The 16,951-nt window shown below is 38.2% G+C and carries 14 protein-coding genes; 7 read left to right on the forward strand and 7 right to left on the reverse strand.

The window, feature by feature from the left end; genetic code table 11:
* Positions 1 to 22 precede the first annotated feature (22 nt).
* Positions 23 to 958: an NADP-dependent oxidoreductase gene (locus DES48_RS03760; protein ID WP_113866987.1), complete on the reverse strand. Its 936-nt coding sequence runs from the start codon at positions 956 to 958 to the stop codon at positions 23 to 25.
* Positions 959 to 1,068: 110 nt separating this feature from the next.
* The gene (locus tag DES48_RS03765; RefSeq protein WP_113866989.1) at positions 1,069 to 3,729 is read right to left on the reverse strand and encodes a cation-transporting P-type ATPase; all 2,661 of its coding nucleotides are present in this window, start codon (positions 3,727 to 3,729) and stop codon (positions 1,069 to 1,071) included.
* Positions 3,730 to 3,871: 142 nt separating this feature from the next.
* Here DES48_RS03765 and DES48_RS03770 point away from each other — a divergent pair, with 142 nt between their 5' ends.
* On the forward strand, positions 3,872 to 4,423 hold the full coding sequence (locus tag DES48_RS03770; protein WP_113866991.1) for an NAD(P)H-dependent oxidoreductase: 552 nt from the start codon (positions 3,872 to 3,874) through the stop codon (positions 4,421 to 4,423).
* Between the two features lie 165 nt (positions 4,424 to 4,588).
* Positions 4,589 to 5,755 carry a TraB/GumN family protein gene (locus DES48_RS03775; RefSeq protein ID WP_113866993.1) on the forward strand — a complete coding sequence of 389 codons (1,167 nt, stop codon included), beginning with the start codon at positions 4,589 to 4,591 and terminating at the stop codon, positions 5,753 to 5,755.
* 113 nt (positions 5,756 to 5,868) lie between these two features.
* On the opposite strand, the gene DES48_RS03780 is transcribed toward DES48_RS03775, so the two are convergent.
* Positions 5,869 to 6,771 (reverse strand): LysR family transcriptional regulator, encoded by a 903-nt coding sequence (locus DES48_RS03780; RefSeq protein WP_113866995.1) that lies wholly within the window; start codon positions 6,769 to 6,771, stop codon positions 5,869 to 5,871.
* A gap of 113 nt (positions 6,772 to 6,884) precedes the next feature.
* Here DES48_RS03780 and DES48_RS03785 point away from each other — a divergent pair, with 113 nt between their 5' ends.
* The 4 genes from DES48_RS03785 (at position 6,885) to DES48_RS03800 (ending at position 11,165) form a co-directional block, all read left to right on the forward strand.
* Positions 6,885 to 7,895, forward strand: a complete 1,011-nt coding sequence (locus tag DES48_RS03785) for a YeiH family protein (protein ID WP_113866997.1) — start codon at positions 6,885 to 6,887, stop codon at positions 7,893 to 7,895.
* Between the two features lie 162 nt (positions 7,896 to 8,057).
* On the forward strand, positions 8,058 to 8,873 hold the full coding sequence (locus DES48_RS03790) for an ATP-grasp domain-containing protein (protein ID WP_079710398.1): 816 nt from the start codon (positions 8,058 to 8,060) through the stop codon (positions 8,871 to 8,873).
* 103 nt (positions 8,874 to 8,976) lie between these two features.
* Complete coding sequence (locus DES48_RS03795) at positions 8,977 to 10,431, forward strand: cryptochrome/photolyase family protein (protein WP_211318466.1); 1,455 nt, start codon at positions 8,977 to 8,979, stop codon at positions 10,429 to 10,431.
* The gene (locus tag DES48_RS03800; protein ID WP_113866999.1) at positions 10,431 to 11,165 is read left to right on the forward strand and encodes a tryptophan-rich sensory protein; all 735 of its coding nucleotides are present in this window, start codon (positions 10,431 to 10,433) and stop codon (positions 11,163 to 11,165) included. The genes DES48_RS03795 and DES48_RS03800 overlap by 1 nt, the downstream gene beginning before the upstream one ends.
* Positions 11,166 to 11,380: 215 nt before the next feature.
* On the opposite strand, the gene DES48_RS03805 is transcribed toward DES48_RS03800, so the two are convergent.
* Positions 11,381 to 12,898, reverse strand: a complete 1,518-nt coding sequence (locus DES48_RS03805; RefSeq protein WP_113867002.1) for an aminotransferase class V-fold PLP-dependent enzyme — start codon at positions 12,896 to 12,898, stop codon at positions 11,381 to 11,383.
* 88 nt (positions 12,899 to 12,986) lie between these two features.
* Complete coding sequence (locus tag DES48_RS03810) at positions 12,987 to 13,463, reverse strand: DsrE/DsrF/DrsH-like family protein (protein WP_113867004.1); 477 nt, start codon at positions 13,461 to 13,463, stop codon at positions 12,987 to 12,989.
* 169 nt (positions 13,464 to 13,632) lie between these two features.
* Between DES48_RS03810 and DES48_RS03815 the strand changes: the two genes are divergently transcribed.
* Positions 13,633 to 14,235, forward strand: coding sequence for a YpjP family protein (locus DES48_RS03815; RefSeq protein ID WP_079710401.1), 603 nt, complete (start codon positions 13,633 to 13,635; stop codon positions 14,233 to 14,235).
* A gap of 50 nt (positions 14,236 to 14,285) precedes the next feature.
* Here DES48_RS03815 and DES48_RS03820 read toward each other — a convergent pair whose 3' ends face one another.
* Both DES48_RS03820 and DES48_RS03825 read right to left on the reverse strand, forming a co-directional pair.
* Positions 14,286 to 15,302 carry an LLM class flavin-dependent oxidoreductase gene (locus DES48_RS03820; RefSeq protein WP_245911282.1) on the reverse strand — a complete coding sequence of 339 codons (1,017 nt, stop codon included), beginning with the start codon at positions 15,300 to 15,302 and terminating at the stop codon, positions 14,286 to 14,288.
* A 200-nt stretch (positions 15,303 to 15,502) separates the two neighbouring features.
* Positions 15,503 to 16,789 (reverse strand): MFS transporter, encoded by a 1,287-nt coding sequence (locus DES48_RS03825; protein WP_113867008.1) that lies wholly within the window; start codon positions 16,787 to 16,789, stop codon positions 15,503 to 15,505.
* Positions 16,790 to 16,951 lie beyond the last annotated feature (162 nt).

Here is a 16,951-nt window from a genome sequence, read left to right on the forward strand (position 1 = left end):
TCATGCGTTTTTCAGTATATTCTTATTTCATGTTAATTACAATTTTTCCTTTAGCATGGTGAGTCTCGCTTAATTGATGCGCTCTTCTGAGTCCTTCGCCTGAGAATGGGAAGGTATGACCAACTTGTGGTTTTACATCACCTTTCTCTAATAATTCACCCAATTCTCCAAGTTGTGTGCCGTCAGGATTTAACCAATAGCCGTTTGCTTCTACTTGGTATTTATCAGCTAATGATTGGTCAGGTTGGCCTGAAATAGTAACAATTCGTCCGCCTGGTTTTAAAACGGTGAATCCGCGATTAAGGATTTCACCGCCCATTGTATCAATAACAACATCGTAGTCTGCTAATACATCTTCAAAGTTTTCTTTACGGTAATCGATAAACAGGTCAGCACCTAATTCTTTTACATAAGCTTCATTATCTGCACTAGCTGTAGTGGCTACATAAGCACCGATAGACTTAGCAATTTGAATAGCAAGACTACCTACACCACCTGCACCAGCTTGAATTAATACCTTTTCACCAGCCTTCACTTTTGTTACATCCACTAGACATTGCCAAGCGGTTAAGCCGGCTAACGGAATAGATGCAGCTTGTTCAAAAGTTAAACTAGCAGGTTTTTTTGCTAATAAATGTTCATCAACCGCCGCATATTCTGCATAAGTTCCGCGATTGTTGGTGGCTGGTCGAGCAAAAACTTCATCTCCTATTTGAAAATTTTCGACCTTATCTCCTGTCGCAACAACTTTTCCTGCTAAATCCCATCCTAATATAATAGGGAATTCAAGTGGTAGCATATCTTTTAGATATCCACTACGCAATTTCCAATCAATCGGATTAATAGAAGTTGCATATATTTCCACTAATACTTGATTTTCATCAGGAGTTGGTTTGGAAAGCTCCATTTCTTCTAAAACATTACTATCTCCATATTGATTAATAACTACTGCTTTCACTGTAAAACCCCTTTCCTTACTTTTTCTACTAGTCATTATAAGATTTAAAAATTGTAAAAGCAAAAAAGTTGCTCGTTACAAGGAAGAATACATGTTACTATTCCTGGTAGTTACTGTCTTGTAACATTCCTTCTAATTAATTTTTCTATCTCTACAACTATAAATACAAGGAGACCCAATAGAATAGGTGGTATCCAGAAAGATAAGTTAATAGATCCAGTGCCGAAGACGGTATGCATAAATGGTGCATACGTAATGAATAACTGTAATACTAATAAAATCCCACATACTAAAAAAGCAATTTTATTAGTAAAGAATGTTTTGTTTAATGCAAAATGCGCTGTTCGAACATTAAACAGATAAAACATTTTACCAAAAACAACAATGTGTAATGTGACAGTACTTGCAAGCGCATGACTGATCCCATTACCTGTCATTAACGTGTGGGTAAGCACACCTGCACCAGCAACAATTGCTGCAACATAAAATATCCGAAATACGTAATACTTGTTTAAAAATTGTTCATCTTTAGATCTAGGAGCGCGTTGCATAATATCGTATTCTGCTGGTTCATACACAAATGCAAATGAAATCGTAACAGCAGTAACCATGTTAATCCAAAGTAATTGTACTGGGTTTAGTGGCATATCAATTCCTAATAGGATGCTTGCCATAACGATAAATCCTTCCGCTGCACTAGTAGGGAGCAAGAAGATAATCGTTTTTTTTACATTGTCATACACCCGGCGCCCTTCCTCGATCGCATCAACAATGGTTTTGAAGTTATCATTCGTTAAAATCATATTGGAAGCATCTTTGGAAACTTCTGTTCCTTTAATACCCATGGAAACACCAATATCAGCTTTCTTTAATGCTGGGGCGTCATTGACACCATCCCCTGTCATGGAGGTGATCTCGCCATTTTCTTGTAATGCTTTAACAATTCGGAGTTTGTTCTCCGGACTAGTTCGTGCAAACACATCATAATCTTCAATGACATTGGCAAGTTCTTGATCAGTTAATTGATCGATTTCTTTTCCAGTTATAGCTTTGTTCTTTGTGGTAATTCCCATTTGTTTGGCGATTGCGACTGCTGTTGTTGGTTGGTCTCCTGTAATCATTTTTACTTGAACGCCAGCATGATGCGCGGATTGAATCGCTTGAATTGCTTCCTCTCTTGGAGGGTCAACAATACCAGCTAATCCTAGGTAAGTCATGTTGCTCTGTAAATCTTCATGGGTCACTTCAGCTTGATTTATATCTACTTGTTTATAAGCGGATGCAATAACGCGTTGTCCTTTTTCTGCTAATTCCTCCATCTTATCAACCCAGTAATCACGATGAAATGCTTGATCATTTTGTATCATGTTAAATATGGCATTGGGAGCTCCTTTGACAAAAATATATCGGGTATCATTAACTTCTGCAAGGGTTGCCATATATTTATAATCCGAATCAAATGGTATCTTATCAATTACATCAGCATTGGGGATGTCGATGGATGCTTTTTCAGCTAACGTAATAAAACAACCATCGGTAGGTTCTCCGCTTATGTTCCATTTCCCGTTGTCATCTTTAAATAGAGCTGCTTCATTCGCAGTTTTGGTAGTTAACAGAAATTTCTGTAGTAAAGGGTCCGTTTCATTATCGTTATGAGTTGCTGTAATGCTTCCAGAGGGATTATACCCTGTTCCTGTAATTTCGTAGCTTTGGTTAGGTGTGACCAAGGTGGTAACCGTCATTTCATTTTTGGTCAGTGTTCCTGTTTTATCAGAATTTATTACCGTTACCGATCCTAGTGTCTCAACAGATGGTAAGTTTTTTACGATGGCATGCTTTTTGGCCATTTTTTGCACGCCAATGGCTAGGATCATCGACATAATGGCAGGCAAGCCCTCAGGAATAGAGCCAACGACCATAGCAATGACAGATAGGAAAAGCTCACCGATCGCATAATCGCGAAAGAAATAGGCAAATACAAAAAATAAAACGGCAATACCGACGACGGCAATGGTTACCGCTGTTCCGAATTTCTCCGTTTGTTTTGTTAAAGGTGTTTCCATTTCTTTCACTTCAGCCATACTTCTATTAATCTTTCCGATTTCTGTGTTATTTCCGGTTTCGACTACGATGCCTATACCAGCACCTGAGGTGACAGAAGTACCGGAAAAAGCCATGTTTTGTCGATCAGCTAGCATAGTATCTTCAGAAAGTGTGTCCGTTGTTTTTTCGACCGAAGCAGATTCCCCGGTTAGAGCTGATTCTTCTAGTTTTAAATTATCCGCATCAATAATACGTAAATCAGCTGGTACCCGATCGCCTGGAAATAAATAAACAATATCCCCTTTGACTAGCTCTGTTGCATCTAATTCTATTCTTGAACCATCCCGAGCTACCGTAGCTTCGAGGGAGAGCATATTTTTAATACTATCTAACGCTTTTTCTGCTTTGTTTTCTTGGAAATAGCCTATGAGAGCGTTTACGATTACTACCATACCGATAACGGTAGCGTCGATATAATGATTAATTAGCAGCGTGATAATTGTAGATGCGATTAGCACATAGATAATTACATCTTGAAATTGTTTAACAAACTTTTTGAGTTTTGATTCTTTTTTTATTTTATTTAGTTTATTTGGACCTTGATCATTTAACCGCTGTTGTGCGGTTTCAGTAGACAGACCGTGATTTGGATCGACCGCTAACGATGCTTTTACCTTTTCCGCATCATAATGATGCCAACTTCTACTTTTATCTGTTGCTTTTTCCATTTATCGCTTCCTCCATATACTAGTTTTGTTATCCGATTCCCAAGGAACAATTTGAATAAACCCATTGGTAACAAGTAAGTTTCACTAATAATTACGCTTCTCGAGTCATATACTTTTTAAAGGTGATAGAGGAGGGCTGAGCATGAAACATATTTTACTGATTAATGGTCATCAATGGTACCCACATAGCAAAGGAGAATTAAATCAGACTATATTTGAATGGATGAAAGACTATCTGAAACCTAAATTTGAGTTAACCACGACAATTGTGGATCAAGGGTATGAGGTGGAAGCGGAGCGAAAAAAATTTCTAGATGCAGATGTGGTGATTTATCAAACACCTATTTTTTGGTTTAGTTTACCTGGTAGTTTCAAGTTATATTTTGATCAAGTGCTTAACCGTGGTACTTTTTTTGACAAAGGGGAAGGTTATGGACAAGGTGGATTACTAACAAATAAATATTATATGTTGTCAACCACATGGAGTGCACCTTTTGAGGAATTCGCCAACCGTAATGGTTTCTTTGGCGAACGGGATATAGAAGATGTACTAGCTCCATTTCATTACATGCATGATTTTATTGGTATGAAGCCACTTAAAGGTATTTCCATTCATAGTGTTTTTAAAGAACTTCAGCTTGATGATTATAAAAAGAAGCTTCAAACCCACTTAACGGAATTATTTCATTTGTAATAATGAAAAGTAAGGTGATCATCAAGCGAGATGATTGCCTTTTTATATGTGAAAAAGCCTTGTTTATCTGCTAGGGAAATAACGATGTTCTTAAATGGACTTTATGGTAAAATAGGATAGATGCGATATAATACGCAATCGTTCGCAAAAAGGTAGGTTTCATTTATGGCGGAAGAGAATATAACAAGAATCATGCAAGAGGGAAAAGAATTTATTCTAATTGGGACAGCCCATGTTTCTAAAGATAGTGCAGAACAAGTGAAACAAGTTATCGAACAAGAAAATCCAGATGCAGTTTGCATCGAATTAGATAAACAACGGTATGCGTCAATTATGGACGGACAAAAATGGAAAGACATGGATATTTTTAACGTGATTAAAGAGAAAAAAGCATCTTTACTGTTAATGAATCTTGCTATTTCATCGTTTCAAAAACGAATGGCCAAGCAGTTTGGGATCGAAGCGGGACAGGAAATGATCCAGGGCATAGCATCAGCAAAAGAAACTGGTGCCCAATTAGTTCTAGCTGACCGAAATATTCAAATTACATTTGCCCGCATTTGGGGAGGCGTTGGTTTTAAAGGAAAGATGATGCTGCTGGCGCAAGTTTTTTCAGGTATTTTCACAAAGGAAACAATTACCGAAGAAGACTTAGAAAAAATGAAAAGCCAAGATTCTATTGAAACAATACTGAATGAATTTTCACAGTCATTTCCACGATTAAAGACGCCTTTAATTGATGAGAGAGACCAGTATCTAGCCCAAAAAATTAAAACAGCGCCAGGACAAAAAGTTGTCGCTGTATTAGGGGCGGCCCATGTACCTGGTATCACAAAAGAAATTAAAAAGGATCATGATTTGACTGCTTTAACAAAAGTACCACCAAAATCAAAGTGGCCAAAGATCGTTGGCTGGTCCATTCCAATTTTAATTATTGCGCTAATTGCGTACACATTTTTTGCTAATCCTAGCGCTGGTTGGCAACAAACGATTAGTTGGCTGTTATGGAATGGTTCGTTTTCTGCTTTAGGTGTAGCGATTGCTTTCGGACATCCATTGACGATTTTGACTGCATTTATCGCAGCACCTATTACATCACTAAATCCGTTAATCGCAGCTGGTTGGTTTGCTGGAATTGTTCAAGCCTTTATCAAACGTCCGCATGTGTCTGATTTTGAGCAACTCTCAGATGATGTCTTCACGGTGAAAGGTTTCTGGCGAAATAAAGTGACCAGAGTGCTTTTAATTGTTGTCTTAGCTAACTTAGGCAGTACGTTAGGAACGGTTATAGCTGGTACGGATATTGTTCGACTTTTCTTTAATAATTTATAGTATGTAAAAAAATCATTCTTATTTTGAATAGGAATGATTTTTTTTATAAGATAAGCGACCGTTAGTATGGATGGAAGGGAATTACAGGTTACTTTTGTCGCTAACGCTTTCTTTTACCTATATCTGTCTTGAAGAAGTTGCTGGTGAAACAAATAATTCAAACAGATTTCAACATTCTTCTTTTCTTTCATAATCGGAGAAACGATACAAGAAAAGGTTCGTGTTAGTTGCCTATCTTTAATCGGTAATTGAACTAAATGACCATCTGTCACCTCTCGTTTAATAACACTTTGTGAAAGCAAGGAAACGCCTTGTCCTTGCATCACGGTTTCTTTAATCCCTTGATGACTATTAATCGTAAGAAAACCTTTTGCTTTTAATGCCTCTTTACGGATCACGTGATATAGATATTCACGCGTTCCAGACCCTTCTTCTCTGGTAATCCAGAATTGATTTTGCAAGTTCTTAATGGACAGTTTTTCCTTAGCTGCTAAGGGGTGCGTTGGTGCAGCAATGAAGAATAATTCATCTTCCATAAAGGGATAAACCTCTACTTCTGTTTCATTTGTCTGCCCCTCAATAAGACCAATGTCAACTTGGAAAAGTTTGACCGCGTCAACGATTTCTTCGGTATTTCCGATTACAGCTTCTAGGATTAAATTAGGATAATGCTTTTGCAAATCCATTAATAATGTCGGTAAAATATATTCGCCAATCGTGAGACTAGCACCAACGGTTAATTTTCCTGAGACATTGTGATGATGCGTAGCAATTTCTTGTTTGGCATTCTCAAACATTGTTAATATTTGTTTGGCGCGCTGGTACAGAATATCTCCTGTTGGTGTGACTTGAAACCCTTTTTTTGAACGGTCTAACAACTGCGTATCGAATATGGTTTCTAAATTTTTAATATGCAAACTTACACTAGGCTGTGAGATCAATAGTTTGTCTGCTGTTTTAGTAAAATTTTTTATTTCAACCAATGTGACAAAGGTTCGTAAAGCATCTAAGTGCATCTTCATCCTCCTGCTATTAAAAAAACTAATCGTAATCATTAAATATATGTATTTCCTTAATCAATTATACAGGCGTAAAGTGATAAGGAGAAGAGCATAAGGATGTGTTAATCATGAGTCAAAAAAATCAAGGGTTCATGCAAGGGATTGCCTTAACCTTACTACTTGCAGTCCTTGCGAGATTAATAGCAAAAATCCCCTTTTTATCAATATTAGGTGCGTTAGTATTAGCGATTTTACTTGGTGCACTATGGAAATTTACGATCGGAAAAAGAGCAGATTGGGACACAGGTATTACATTTTCAAGTAAAAAACTATTACGAATTGGCATTGTCTTACTTGGTATGCGTCTTAATCTGATCGATATCTATCATGCCGGTAGTAATGTGTTCTTGATTGCTGTGATTCAAGTTACGTTTGCGTTGGTGGTTGTTTATACTTTGACCCGCTTCTTCGGCGTGGAGAAAAAGCTAGGGATTTTAGTTGCCTGTGGTACAGCCATTTGTGGAGCTGCAGCGGTGGTTGCTATTGCTCCAACGATAAAAGCAAAGGATAACGAAACAGCGATCGGTGCGGCAACGATCGCGGTATTGGGAACCATTTTCACCCTTGTGTATACGGTAATCTATGCTGTGTTGGGGTTAAACACGGTTCAGTATGGTGTGTTTGCAGGAGGAACCTTGCATGAAGTGGCGCACGTTATTGCAGCAGCTGATATTGGGGGCGCAGCTGCCGTTGATATGGCAGTCATCGTTAAACTAACAAGAGTTGCGCTACTAGTACCTGTTGCACTAATTATTGGTTATTTTTATCGAAAAACAGAAGCGCATAACATGGAAGAAAAAGAACCACTATTTTCTTTTTCTTCGGTACCGTGGTTTATTGTTGGATTCTTACTGATGAGCGGGATCAATTCATTAGGGATTTTTTCAGATCAAGTAGCGGGATATGTGGTGGACTTAGCGTATCTATTGATCGGCATGGCCATGGCAGGTCTGGGCTTAAATGTTGATTTACAAACATTTCGTAAGTGGGGAACGAAGGCATTTACCGCAGCATTAATTGGTTCTGTTTTACTAGCATTACTAGGTTACTTGCTTGTCCATCTCTTTCAGTTACGTTAATGCCTGATTGGTTGGGAAAATTTTAAAAAAATTGTAAAAAAGGCTTGCTAAAATCGTACATGGTGCTATGATAGATTTGCATTTATGATTTTTTCTAAAAGATTGCTAGTTCGTTTCAAAAATTGTAGTTTACTTTTTACATGGAGAGTGTGAACCACCATTATGAAAATGGTAACATTTAATGCATTTCGTACGATTGGTATGCCCAATGTTCGTTATATTAAGCCTGACCTGATGTTTCAAGAGAGCGATAGTATTCAGGAAGCAGATATTTGTTTGTTCCCTGAAACCTGGCAAGTTCCAGCGTTAGTATATGGTTGGAAAAAGGCGATTTTTCCAAGCATTGAAAGCTTGCAACTTGGTTTTAGTAAAATCGAGATGACCCGTGCACTTTGGACAGTAGCGAAAGAGCATGTCCCTTATACCGAAATTCTAGCAAATACAGCGACAAATCGAGCAGCGATTTTAGATACTTTCCCGTTTCCATTCGTGGCAAAAGAAGTGCGAAACTCGATGGGAAGAGGTACATTTTTAATAGAAAATGAAGAAGAATTTTATGCTTATGCGGACACCAATAGTGTGCTGTATATTCAATCGTACCTCGAAAATGATGGAAAGGATATCCGGATTTGTGTGATTGGAGACGATGTGTATGCGTCCTATTGGCGCATTGGCCTGGAAGGGGAGTTTTTGCACAATGTCGCCAAAGGTGGCGAACTTTGTTACGATTTTATTCCACCTGAAGCGATCAATCTAGTTCGAGATGTTGCGCGAAAACTGAACATTAATCATGCAGGGTTTGATGTGATGATTAGTGATGGGAAGCTATACATTTTGGAGTTTAATGTGTTGTTTGGTAATCAAGGATTAAAAACACAAGGATTATCTGTTGAACAAGCAATCTATCACTATATTCAAAATCAATTTCATCACCCATTCCCAACCAGCCCACTTGCATCCAAGAAGACCATTTCTTAATGTGAAAGCACCTAACATATAGGTGCTTTTTTTGTTTAAATAGGTTTGTTCCTAATCAAAAAGGGTAAAAATTAGAGATATTGTATAAAAGAGAGGGAATACCGTGGTGAAACAGCGTACTATCGTTTGGTTTCGTAAAGATTTACGATTACATGATAATCGAGCTTTCATAGCTGCAGCAAGAAGGGGAGAGGTTGTACCTGTATTTATTTTTGCACCAGAGGAAGAAGATGTCCCGGTCGGAGCAGCGAGTAAATGGTGGCTTCATCATAGTTTACAAGCACTATCTGAGCAATTAGCCAGTCATGGTATACCTTTACTGCTACGGAAAGGGACAAGCAAAGAAATTTTAACTGATCTACTAGCAGAAACAAATGCTGATGCCGTTTACTTCAATACTCGTTATGAACCGGCTATTCGGCGTAGAGATAGTAACTTAATCGATTATTTGAAAGCAAAAGAGATTGATGTTCAGACTTATACTTCAGAACTTTTGTTTGAACCGGGGTCGATAACAAATAAACAAGGTGAAATATATAAAATATTTACGCCGTTTTGGAAGCAAGCTAGAACACAATATGTCGCAGCTTCTCAAGCTATCCCACCTACTTTAACATCAGGGGTGCCCGATCAAGTCAGTGTCGGAAAACTGCAAGATTTAACATTATTGCCCAACTATCTATGGTACAAAAAATTAAACGCTTATTGGCGGCCTGGCGAGCAGCACGCCCTTGAAAAATGGCAAGACTTCTTAAATACGACCATTATGTATTATGATGATGAACGTGATTACCCAGCCAAGGATGGCGTTTCCGGACTGTCGCCATACCTAGCTTGGGGAGAAATCAGTCCGCGGATGATGTGGCATGATATTTCAGAATTGCTTGCGTATCAAGATATAAATCAAGAGCAGGAAGCATACGGTCAGGTAGAAGCTTTTTTAAGACAAATTGTATGGCGTGATTTCGCTTATCACCAATTAGTTAGCTTTCCGCAAGTAATTAATCAACCGTTAAAACCAGAATTTAAAGCATTTCAGTGGTTAGAGGATGAACAAGCTTTAACGAGATGGCAAAAAGGACTAACAGGCTATCCTGTTGTTGATGCTGGTATGCGTGAATTGTGGGAAACGGGATGGATGCACAACCGAATACGTATGGTGACTGCCTCTTTTCTCATCAAACACCTGTTAATTCATTGGAAAGAAGGAGCAGCATGGTTTCGGGATACACTCGTTGATCACGATGTCGCCAACAATATTATGGGGTGGCAATGGGTAGCGGGATCAGGTTACGATGCTTCTCCATTTTTCCGTATTTTTAACCCGGTTACCCAAGGAGATAAGTTTGATGCAGCTGGTGATTATGTTCGGAAATGGGTTCCAGAACTGGCGAGCTTACCGACAAAATATTTATTTGCACCATGGACCGCGCCTAAGGAAGTGCTAGCCGAAGCGGGTATTGTGTTAGGAGAAACGTATCCAAATAAAATAGTAGATCACAAGGCGGCACGGGAAAGGGCTTTAGCAACTTATCATGAGATGAAGGAGGTAAAATGATGCGTGTATTTTTTTCTAATCTTGTTGCAATCCTCATGGTTATTACCGTGAATGCATTAGCAAATATTCTACCGATTAATGGACAAACAACGGGAGAGATATCCGATCGCCTGAACGTATTGTTTACACCGGCAGGTTATGTCTTTAGTATATGGGGACTTATTTATTTATTGCTCGTTATATGGGTGTTACGTCAACTTCCACCTCAGCGCAGAGAACTAGACCTGTACCAAGATACGTATGGATTATTCTGGATAACTAGTGTGTTGAATGTGGCGTGGATTTTATTATGGCATTATAACTATTTTGGTTTCACTGTTATCGTGATGCTTGGTTTATTACTTTCATTAATTACCTTGTATAGGAAAGTGCAAGCAAGAAAGCAGAGTCCATTCGATTTATTGCCACTTTCGATTTACTTAGGCTGGATTAGTGTCGCAACCATTACCAATATTGCCTACTACCTTAAGTATCTGGAATGGGATGGTTTTGGTCTGTCGGATCAAGTCTGGACGATTATCCTGCTTGGTGTAGCAGGTATACTTGCGCTATGGTTCCGAATAACACAACATGATGTTTTTTATCCACTTGTATTTATATGGGCGACGATTGGGATCGCGGTGAAAAATTATCCGTCTTATTCGGTAATAAGCTATGTAGCTGTTGGCGTAGTGATCGTTATTGTTATTGGGTTGTTTATTAGAAAAAAAGATCCAAATCGTATGTTTTATTAATTCATTAATAGGATTGCATAAAACACATCTCTAAGCAATTTGAAGCGGAAAAAAAGAGGTTTTAAATCCACGTAGCAAATAAGTATAGAAATAGTGTATCTGCCTACGTTGCTCTAATTAACGTGATAACCATAAAAATAACTTTGTATATAGTCATTTGGTTGGCGGCAATAAGATTATCGAGCGTACTATTTTAACAACAGGTACGCTTGGTTTTAATCTGTAAAATCAAATAATTGCTCCATATTAATATTTTTCATCACACTATCATGTTTATACACAAATGTATCGCTTTTCGGATCATAATCGTAATCTTCTGCCCATTCTTGTTTATGTTCAATAATTTGTTGTAAGGCATAACTGATTGCAAGAACCTCTTTATCAGACATAATTGGGTGTAAAGAAACACGAATCCAACCTGGTTTTAATGCCATATTACCTGCTTCAGCTGCTTTCGCCATTTTGGCTGAGCTGTCTGGATCAATATCTAGTAAGTAATGCCCATATGGGCCAGCGCAAGAACACCCGCCCCTTGTTTGAATGCCGAAACGATCATTTAATAATTTTACTACTAACTGGTGATGTATTTCTTCTACTCGAAAAGAAATAATGCCCATACATGCTTGCAAAGCTGCGTTTCCTAAAATCGATACTCCTTCCATTTTGTTTAAAAGTGGCACAAAAAGTTGGATGACTTCCCGTTTTCGATCTTGCATGGCATCCACACCCATTTGCTCTTTTAATTTAATTGCTAATGCTGCGCGAATAAGTTGTAGGAAGCCTGGTGTTCCGCCATCTTCTCGTGCTTCGGTGTGGCCGGAATACTTATAGCCACCCCAATTATCTGTCCATAAAACCGTGCCCCCTCCTGGATTGTCAGGTATGTCACTTGTAATATGGTTTTTTGAAACGAGCAAGAGACCACTTGAACCAGGACCGCCAAGAAATTTATGAGGAGAAAAAAAGATTCCGTCTAGACATTCTTGTGGGGCAGTTGGGTGCATGTCGATCGCAACATAAGGCGCAGACGCAGCAAAATCGATAAAACAGATTCCACCATACTCATGCATGAGACGAGCCAACTGGTGATAATCTGTTTGTAATCCGGTTACATTGGAGCAAGCAGTGAACGCGCCAATCTTTAATTTGCGATGAGTGTATTGTTTTAAGTAATGTTCTAACACTACTGTATCTACATTCCCATATTGATCAGCAGGCAGCATAATGCAATCCCCAATGGTTTCTTTCCAAGATAAGTAATTGGAGTGATGCTCCATATGGCTGACAAAAATAATCGGACGATCAGCTTCATTTATTTTCATGTTTTGTTGCAGTTGTTTGGGAACGCGAATCCCCATTAAACGTTGTAACTTATTGACGGCGTCTGTCATACCGGCCCCTGTTGCAATTAATACATCATTTTCATTTGCATTAACATGCTTTTTAATGACATCTTTTGCATAATCATAGGCTGCGGTTGTTGTGCTCCCGGTAATAGTTGATTCTGTGTGGGTATTCCCAATCCATGGTCCAACTTTATGCAATAACTTTGCCTCAATTGGGCGGTACAGTCTCCCGCTCGCCGTCCAGTCGGCGTAAATCATTCGTTTATCCCCATAAGGAGTTTTAATAAGTTGGTTATAGCCAACGACATTTTTCCGAAAATGGTCAAAGTAATTCTCCAGCTCATTCTTAGGATAAAGCGTTTTTGATCCAATTTTAGCCTTAAACATAATGGTCCACCTTCCCAGCAATCCATACTATAGTGCTATCCTATGCTAGAGAATGAAAAAATGTTAGGCATTTATCACAAGGAATCTTTCAAATAAACAATTGCATATTTGACTGTAGAGCCCCTTTTAAATAGGTTTTTGCATCGACAATTTCTAGTTCGGGAATCAACTCTTCTTCTTTAAACCCCATAATCTCTAAAGAAAGTTTACAACCATAAAATTTCACGTGTTTTTTTCGAGCTCCTTTTAAAAAATGAATGACATGTGGAGCATGGTGGTCATCGATCATATCAACTAATAATTTCTTTCCAAGGCCGCTGAAATTCATATTAGATAATGGTAAGTCTTCTGCGCCTTTGGGGGAAAAACGACTAAACATTTTTTCATAAAGGGATTTATCTTCATTTGAAATTTTATCTGGTTCACGAACAAGCCACAATCCCCAAAAGGCAAAAAACATGGTAACTTCAATATCAAGTTCTCGAGCTGCATTTGCTAGAATTAATCCTGCCATAGCCTTATCATATTCACCGCTGAACATTAACAAATTCATTTTGTCTTGCACGTATTTCACTCCTTAAATAGTTAATCGGTTTTTAGGATTTGATATTTTGTGGAAAACATGTGTAATATATTTCGATTTTGTTAAAAAAGTATAAAAAAGATAGATTTCTATGCTGAAAGTGATAAAATAAATTTAAGTACAGGATAATTTTGATGGGGGGATACCGAATATGCAGCTATGGATGAAACGGATATTTGTAACATTTATTTCAATCGTAACGCTCGGTTTGTATGTTCCGCCCATGCAAATACATACAGATGCTGAAGCTTCTAATAAAGAGGTAAAACCATCTGATGAAAGTACACATAATGAGACAATGGAAGTTGTTCTGGAGACAAACAATCACAAGTTTGCACCGGAACCACTTTATGACAGTACGACTGATCGATTAATCGAACAAGCAAAACTACAAACGGTAACCAAACTAGGTCCTAAAATCGCAAATCAAATTGATGATGATATAGAAACGGATATTTTACCTGGAATTGAATCCGTGTTACAGACGTTGCTAGATGAATTACCTGAAAAAGAAATTAATCAGTTGCGTATTTCTGAAGAGAAAGCTGCGGGATATGGTGAAAAAATTTTTGATGTATATAACGAAGAAACCGGGAAGGATATCATCCGATTTCATGTTCGTAGAGATAATCGACCGCAAGAAGGGTATTGGTTCAATTTTCATTACCATACCTTATCTGATAACTATGAAGTACACCACAATATAGGAGAAATATTTTGGAGTAAAGACACCCCGCCAAAATGGATGTCTTGAAATAAACAAGCCAGTGCATGTTGAATGTACTGGCTTTTCGTATGAAAAAATTATTCTTCTTCCATCAAGGAACCGAGGATTTCATAAGAACGAATGCGATCTTGCTGATGATAGATTTGTGAGCTCACAATTGCTTCGTTTGCACCTGTTTTACTTAAGAAATTGCCTAGTTTTTCTTTTACTGTGATGGGATCTCCAGCAATTGTGGCATCTGATTGTAGTATTTTTTTGGCAGATGCACGTTCACGCTCGGACCAAACTGCCTCAACATCATCAATTGGTGGCTGTAATTTGGTAGGGTTACCTTTGGTAATATTTAAGAATTGTTGTTGTTGAGAAGTTGCTAACCATTCCGCTCGCTCCTGCGTATCAGCGGCTATGACATTCACACCAACCATTGCATACGGTTCAGATAAAATAGCTGAAGGCTTAAAATTATTACGATAGATTGTTAAAGCTGGGATCGTATAATCTGGTGAAAAATGACTGGCAAACGCAAATGGCAATCCTTTCTCTGCTGCTAATCGGGCACTAAAATCACTTGATCCCAATAACCATATTGGAACCATTAAACCTGCACCAGGAGTGGCTGTAACACCAAGATGGCCTTCTTCAGAGAAATAAGCCTGTAATTCTTCTAATTGTTGAGGGAATTGTTCAGGCGAAGAATGTAATGTGCGTCGAAGCGCATATGCAGTTCGGCGGTCACTGCCTGGAGCGCGCCCAAGGCCTAAATCAATCCGATTGGGGAATAAAGATGCTAGTGTGCCGAATTGTTCAGCAATGACTAATGGTGCATGGTTCGGAAGCATAATACCACCTGATCCAACACGAATTGCCGTGGTTGCATTCGCTACATGTCCGATAATGACAGCTGTCGCTGAACTAGCAATGCCAGGCATATTGTGATGTTCTGCAAACCAATAACGATGAAAACCGTGTTTTTCGGCAGCTTGGGCAAGTTCTACGCTATTTTTAAACGATTCAGCGGCAGAACTACCTTGATTAATTGGTGCTAGATCTAATACAGAAAGTCTAGCTTGTTGAAATGTTTTACCTGTTGACACCAAATCATTCACTCCTTAAGTAAATTTTTTTCCCCTTAACATAAGAAATTACCCTCACCTGTCTCAGAAGTTGAAGCAAGAAGTGAGGGCAGTATATTAATAAAGATAAGGTTTGCCTAAGTAATTTGAGAAGAAACCCTACTGATGAATCCACTTTATAGGATACGTCAGATGAACAGGAACGTCCAATTATCTGTTTGTTAAGCAGAGATCTCCGTTTGAGCGTTTTTATTAGCAGTATGACTAGCCGTTTCTGGAACAAATAGTAATAGAATAAAACCGATAATAAATAAAATAATTAAACTAAACACACCAAAACTAGTATTACCTGTTAATTGTGCAGTAATACCAACTAAAAAAGGGCCGGTAATAGAAGCAAATTTACCAAAGATATTGTAAAATCCGAAAAACTCATTCGATTTATTTTTAGGAATAATCTTGGCGAAATACGCTCGACTTAATGCTTGAATTCCGCCTTGTGAGGTAGCTACAAGCATGGCTAAGATCCAAAAATCAACGATTGTTTCTAAGAAAATTGCATAGATACAAACAATCATATACACAACGATACCAACGTAAAGCATTTTCTTCCCTTTAAATCTTTCCGCTAATTTTCCATAAACTATAGCAAATGGTGCGGCAACTACTTGTGTCATTAATAATACTAATAGTAAACCCGATGTGCCTAAACCTAAATCCTTACCATAGGCAGTAGACATCGAGATAATAGTTCCCACGCCATCAATATAAAAGAAATAGGCAAGAAGGAATAAGAAAACAGCACGGTATTGTTTAATTTCTTTAAAAGTCTGTCCTAAACGTTTGAAACTTTGACTTACCAGCGATGGTTCGAGCGCTATTCCATGTCGTTGTTTGACTAAACGAAGTAATGGAATAGAGAAACTAGCCCACCATAATGCAGTAATCCCAAAAGCAATTTTACTAGCAACACTGCTGGATATAGGTAAAGTTCCTTGCTGTCCTAACAAGATGATCGCAATACTGAGGAAGAAAGGAATAGCGCTACCGAGGTACCCCATGGCATAACCACTAGCTGATACGCGGTTCATGCGTTTTCGTGTGGTAACATCGACTAAGAAAGCGTCATAATAGACATTGGCTCCCGTAGATCCAATAGAAGCAAAAAGGTATAAGATAAGTAAGAGGAGCCAACTATCATTTGGAACAAATGCTAATAAGGCTGTAGAACCAACACCTAAAATGAAGAAGAAAGAAAAGAATTGTTTTTTTAATCCCTGATAATCGGCAATGGTTCCGAGTATCGGTGCAAGCATGGCAAGAACAAATGTGAAAGTAGAAATGGTATATCCTAAATAAGCTGTTGAATCGACAGTCGCAATTCCTGCTTCTGTTGCGGCAGCTTTATAATAAATGGGGAAGACGGCTGTGGTAATAATAATGGAAAAAGCAGAGTTTCCCCAATCGTAAGACACCCAGCTCCACTCGCGTTTGGATAATTTTTTCATGGCTCCTGACTCCCTTTATAATAGTGAAAAACGTTTTCTCTACTATTGTAAAGGTAATAGTTTTGGTATAGTAAAATTTAACAACAACTTTAAAATAACTTAACACCAACTAAATACTAGTACTAGGTTTTCTTCATAATAGATTGGGTAAAACAATAACTG

The organism is Paraliobacillus ryukyuensis, from assembly GCF_003315295.1.
GTDB classification, from domain to species: Bacteria; Bacillota; Bacilli; order Bacillales; family Amphibacillaceae; genus Paraliobacillus; species Paraliobacillus ryukyuensis.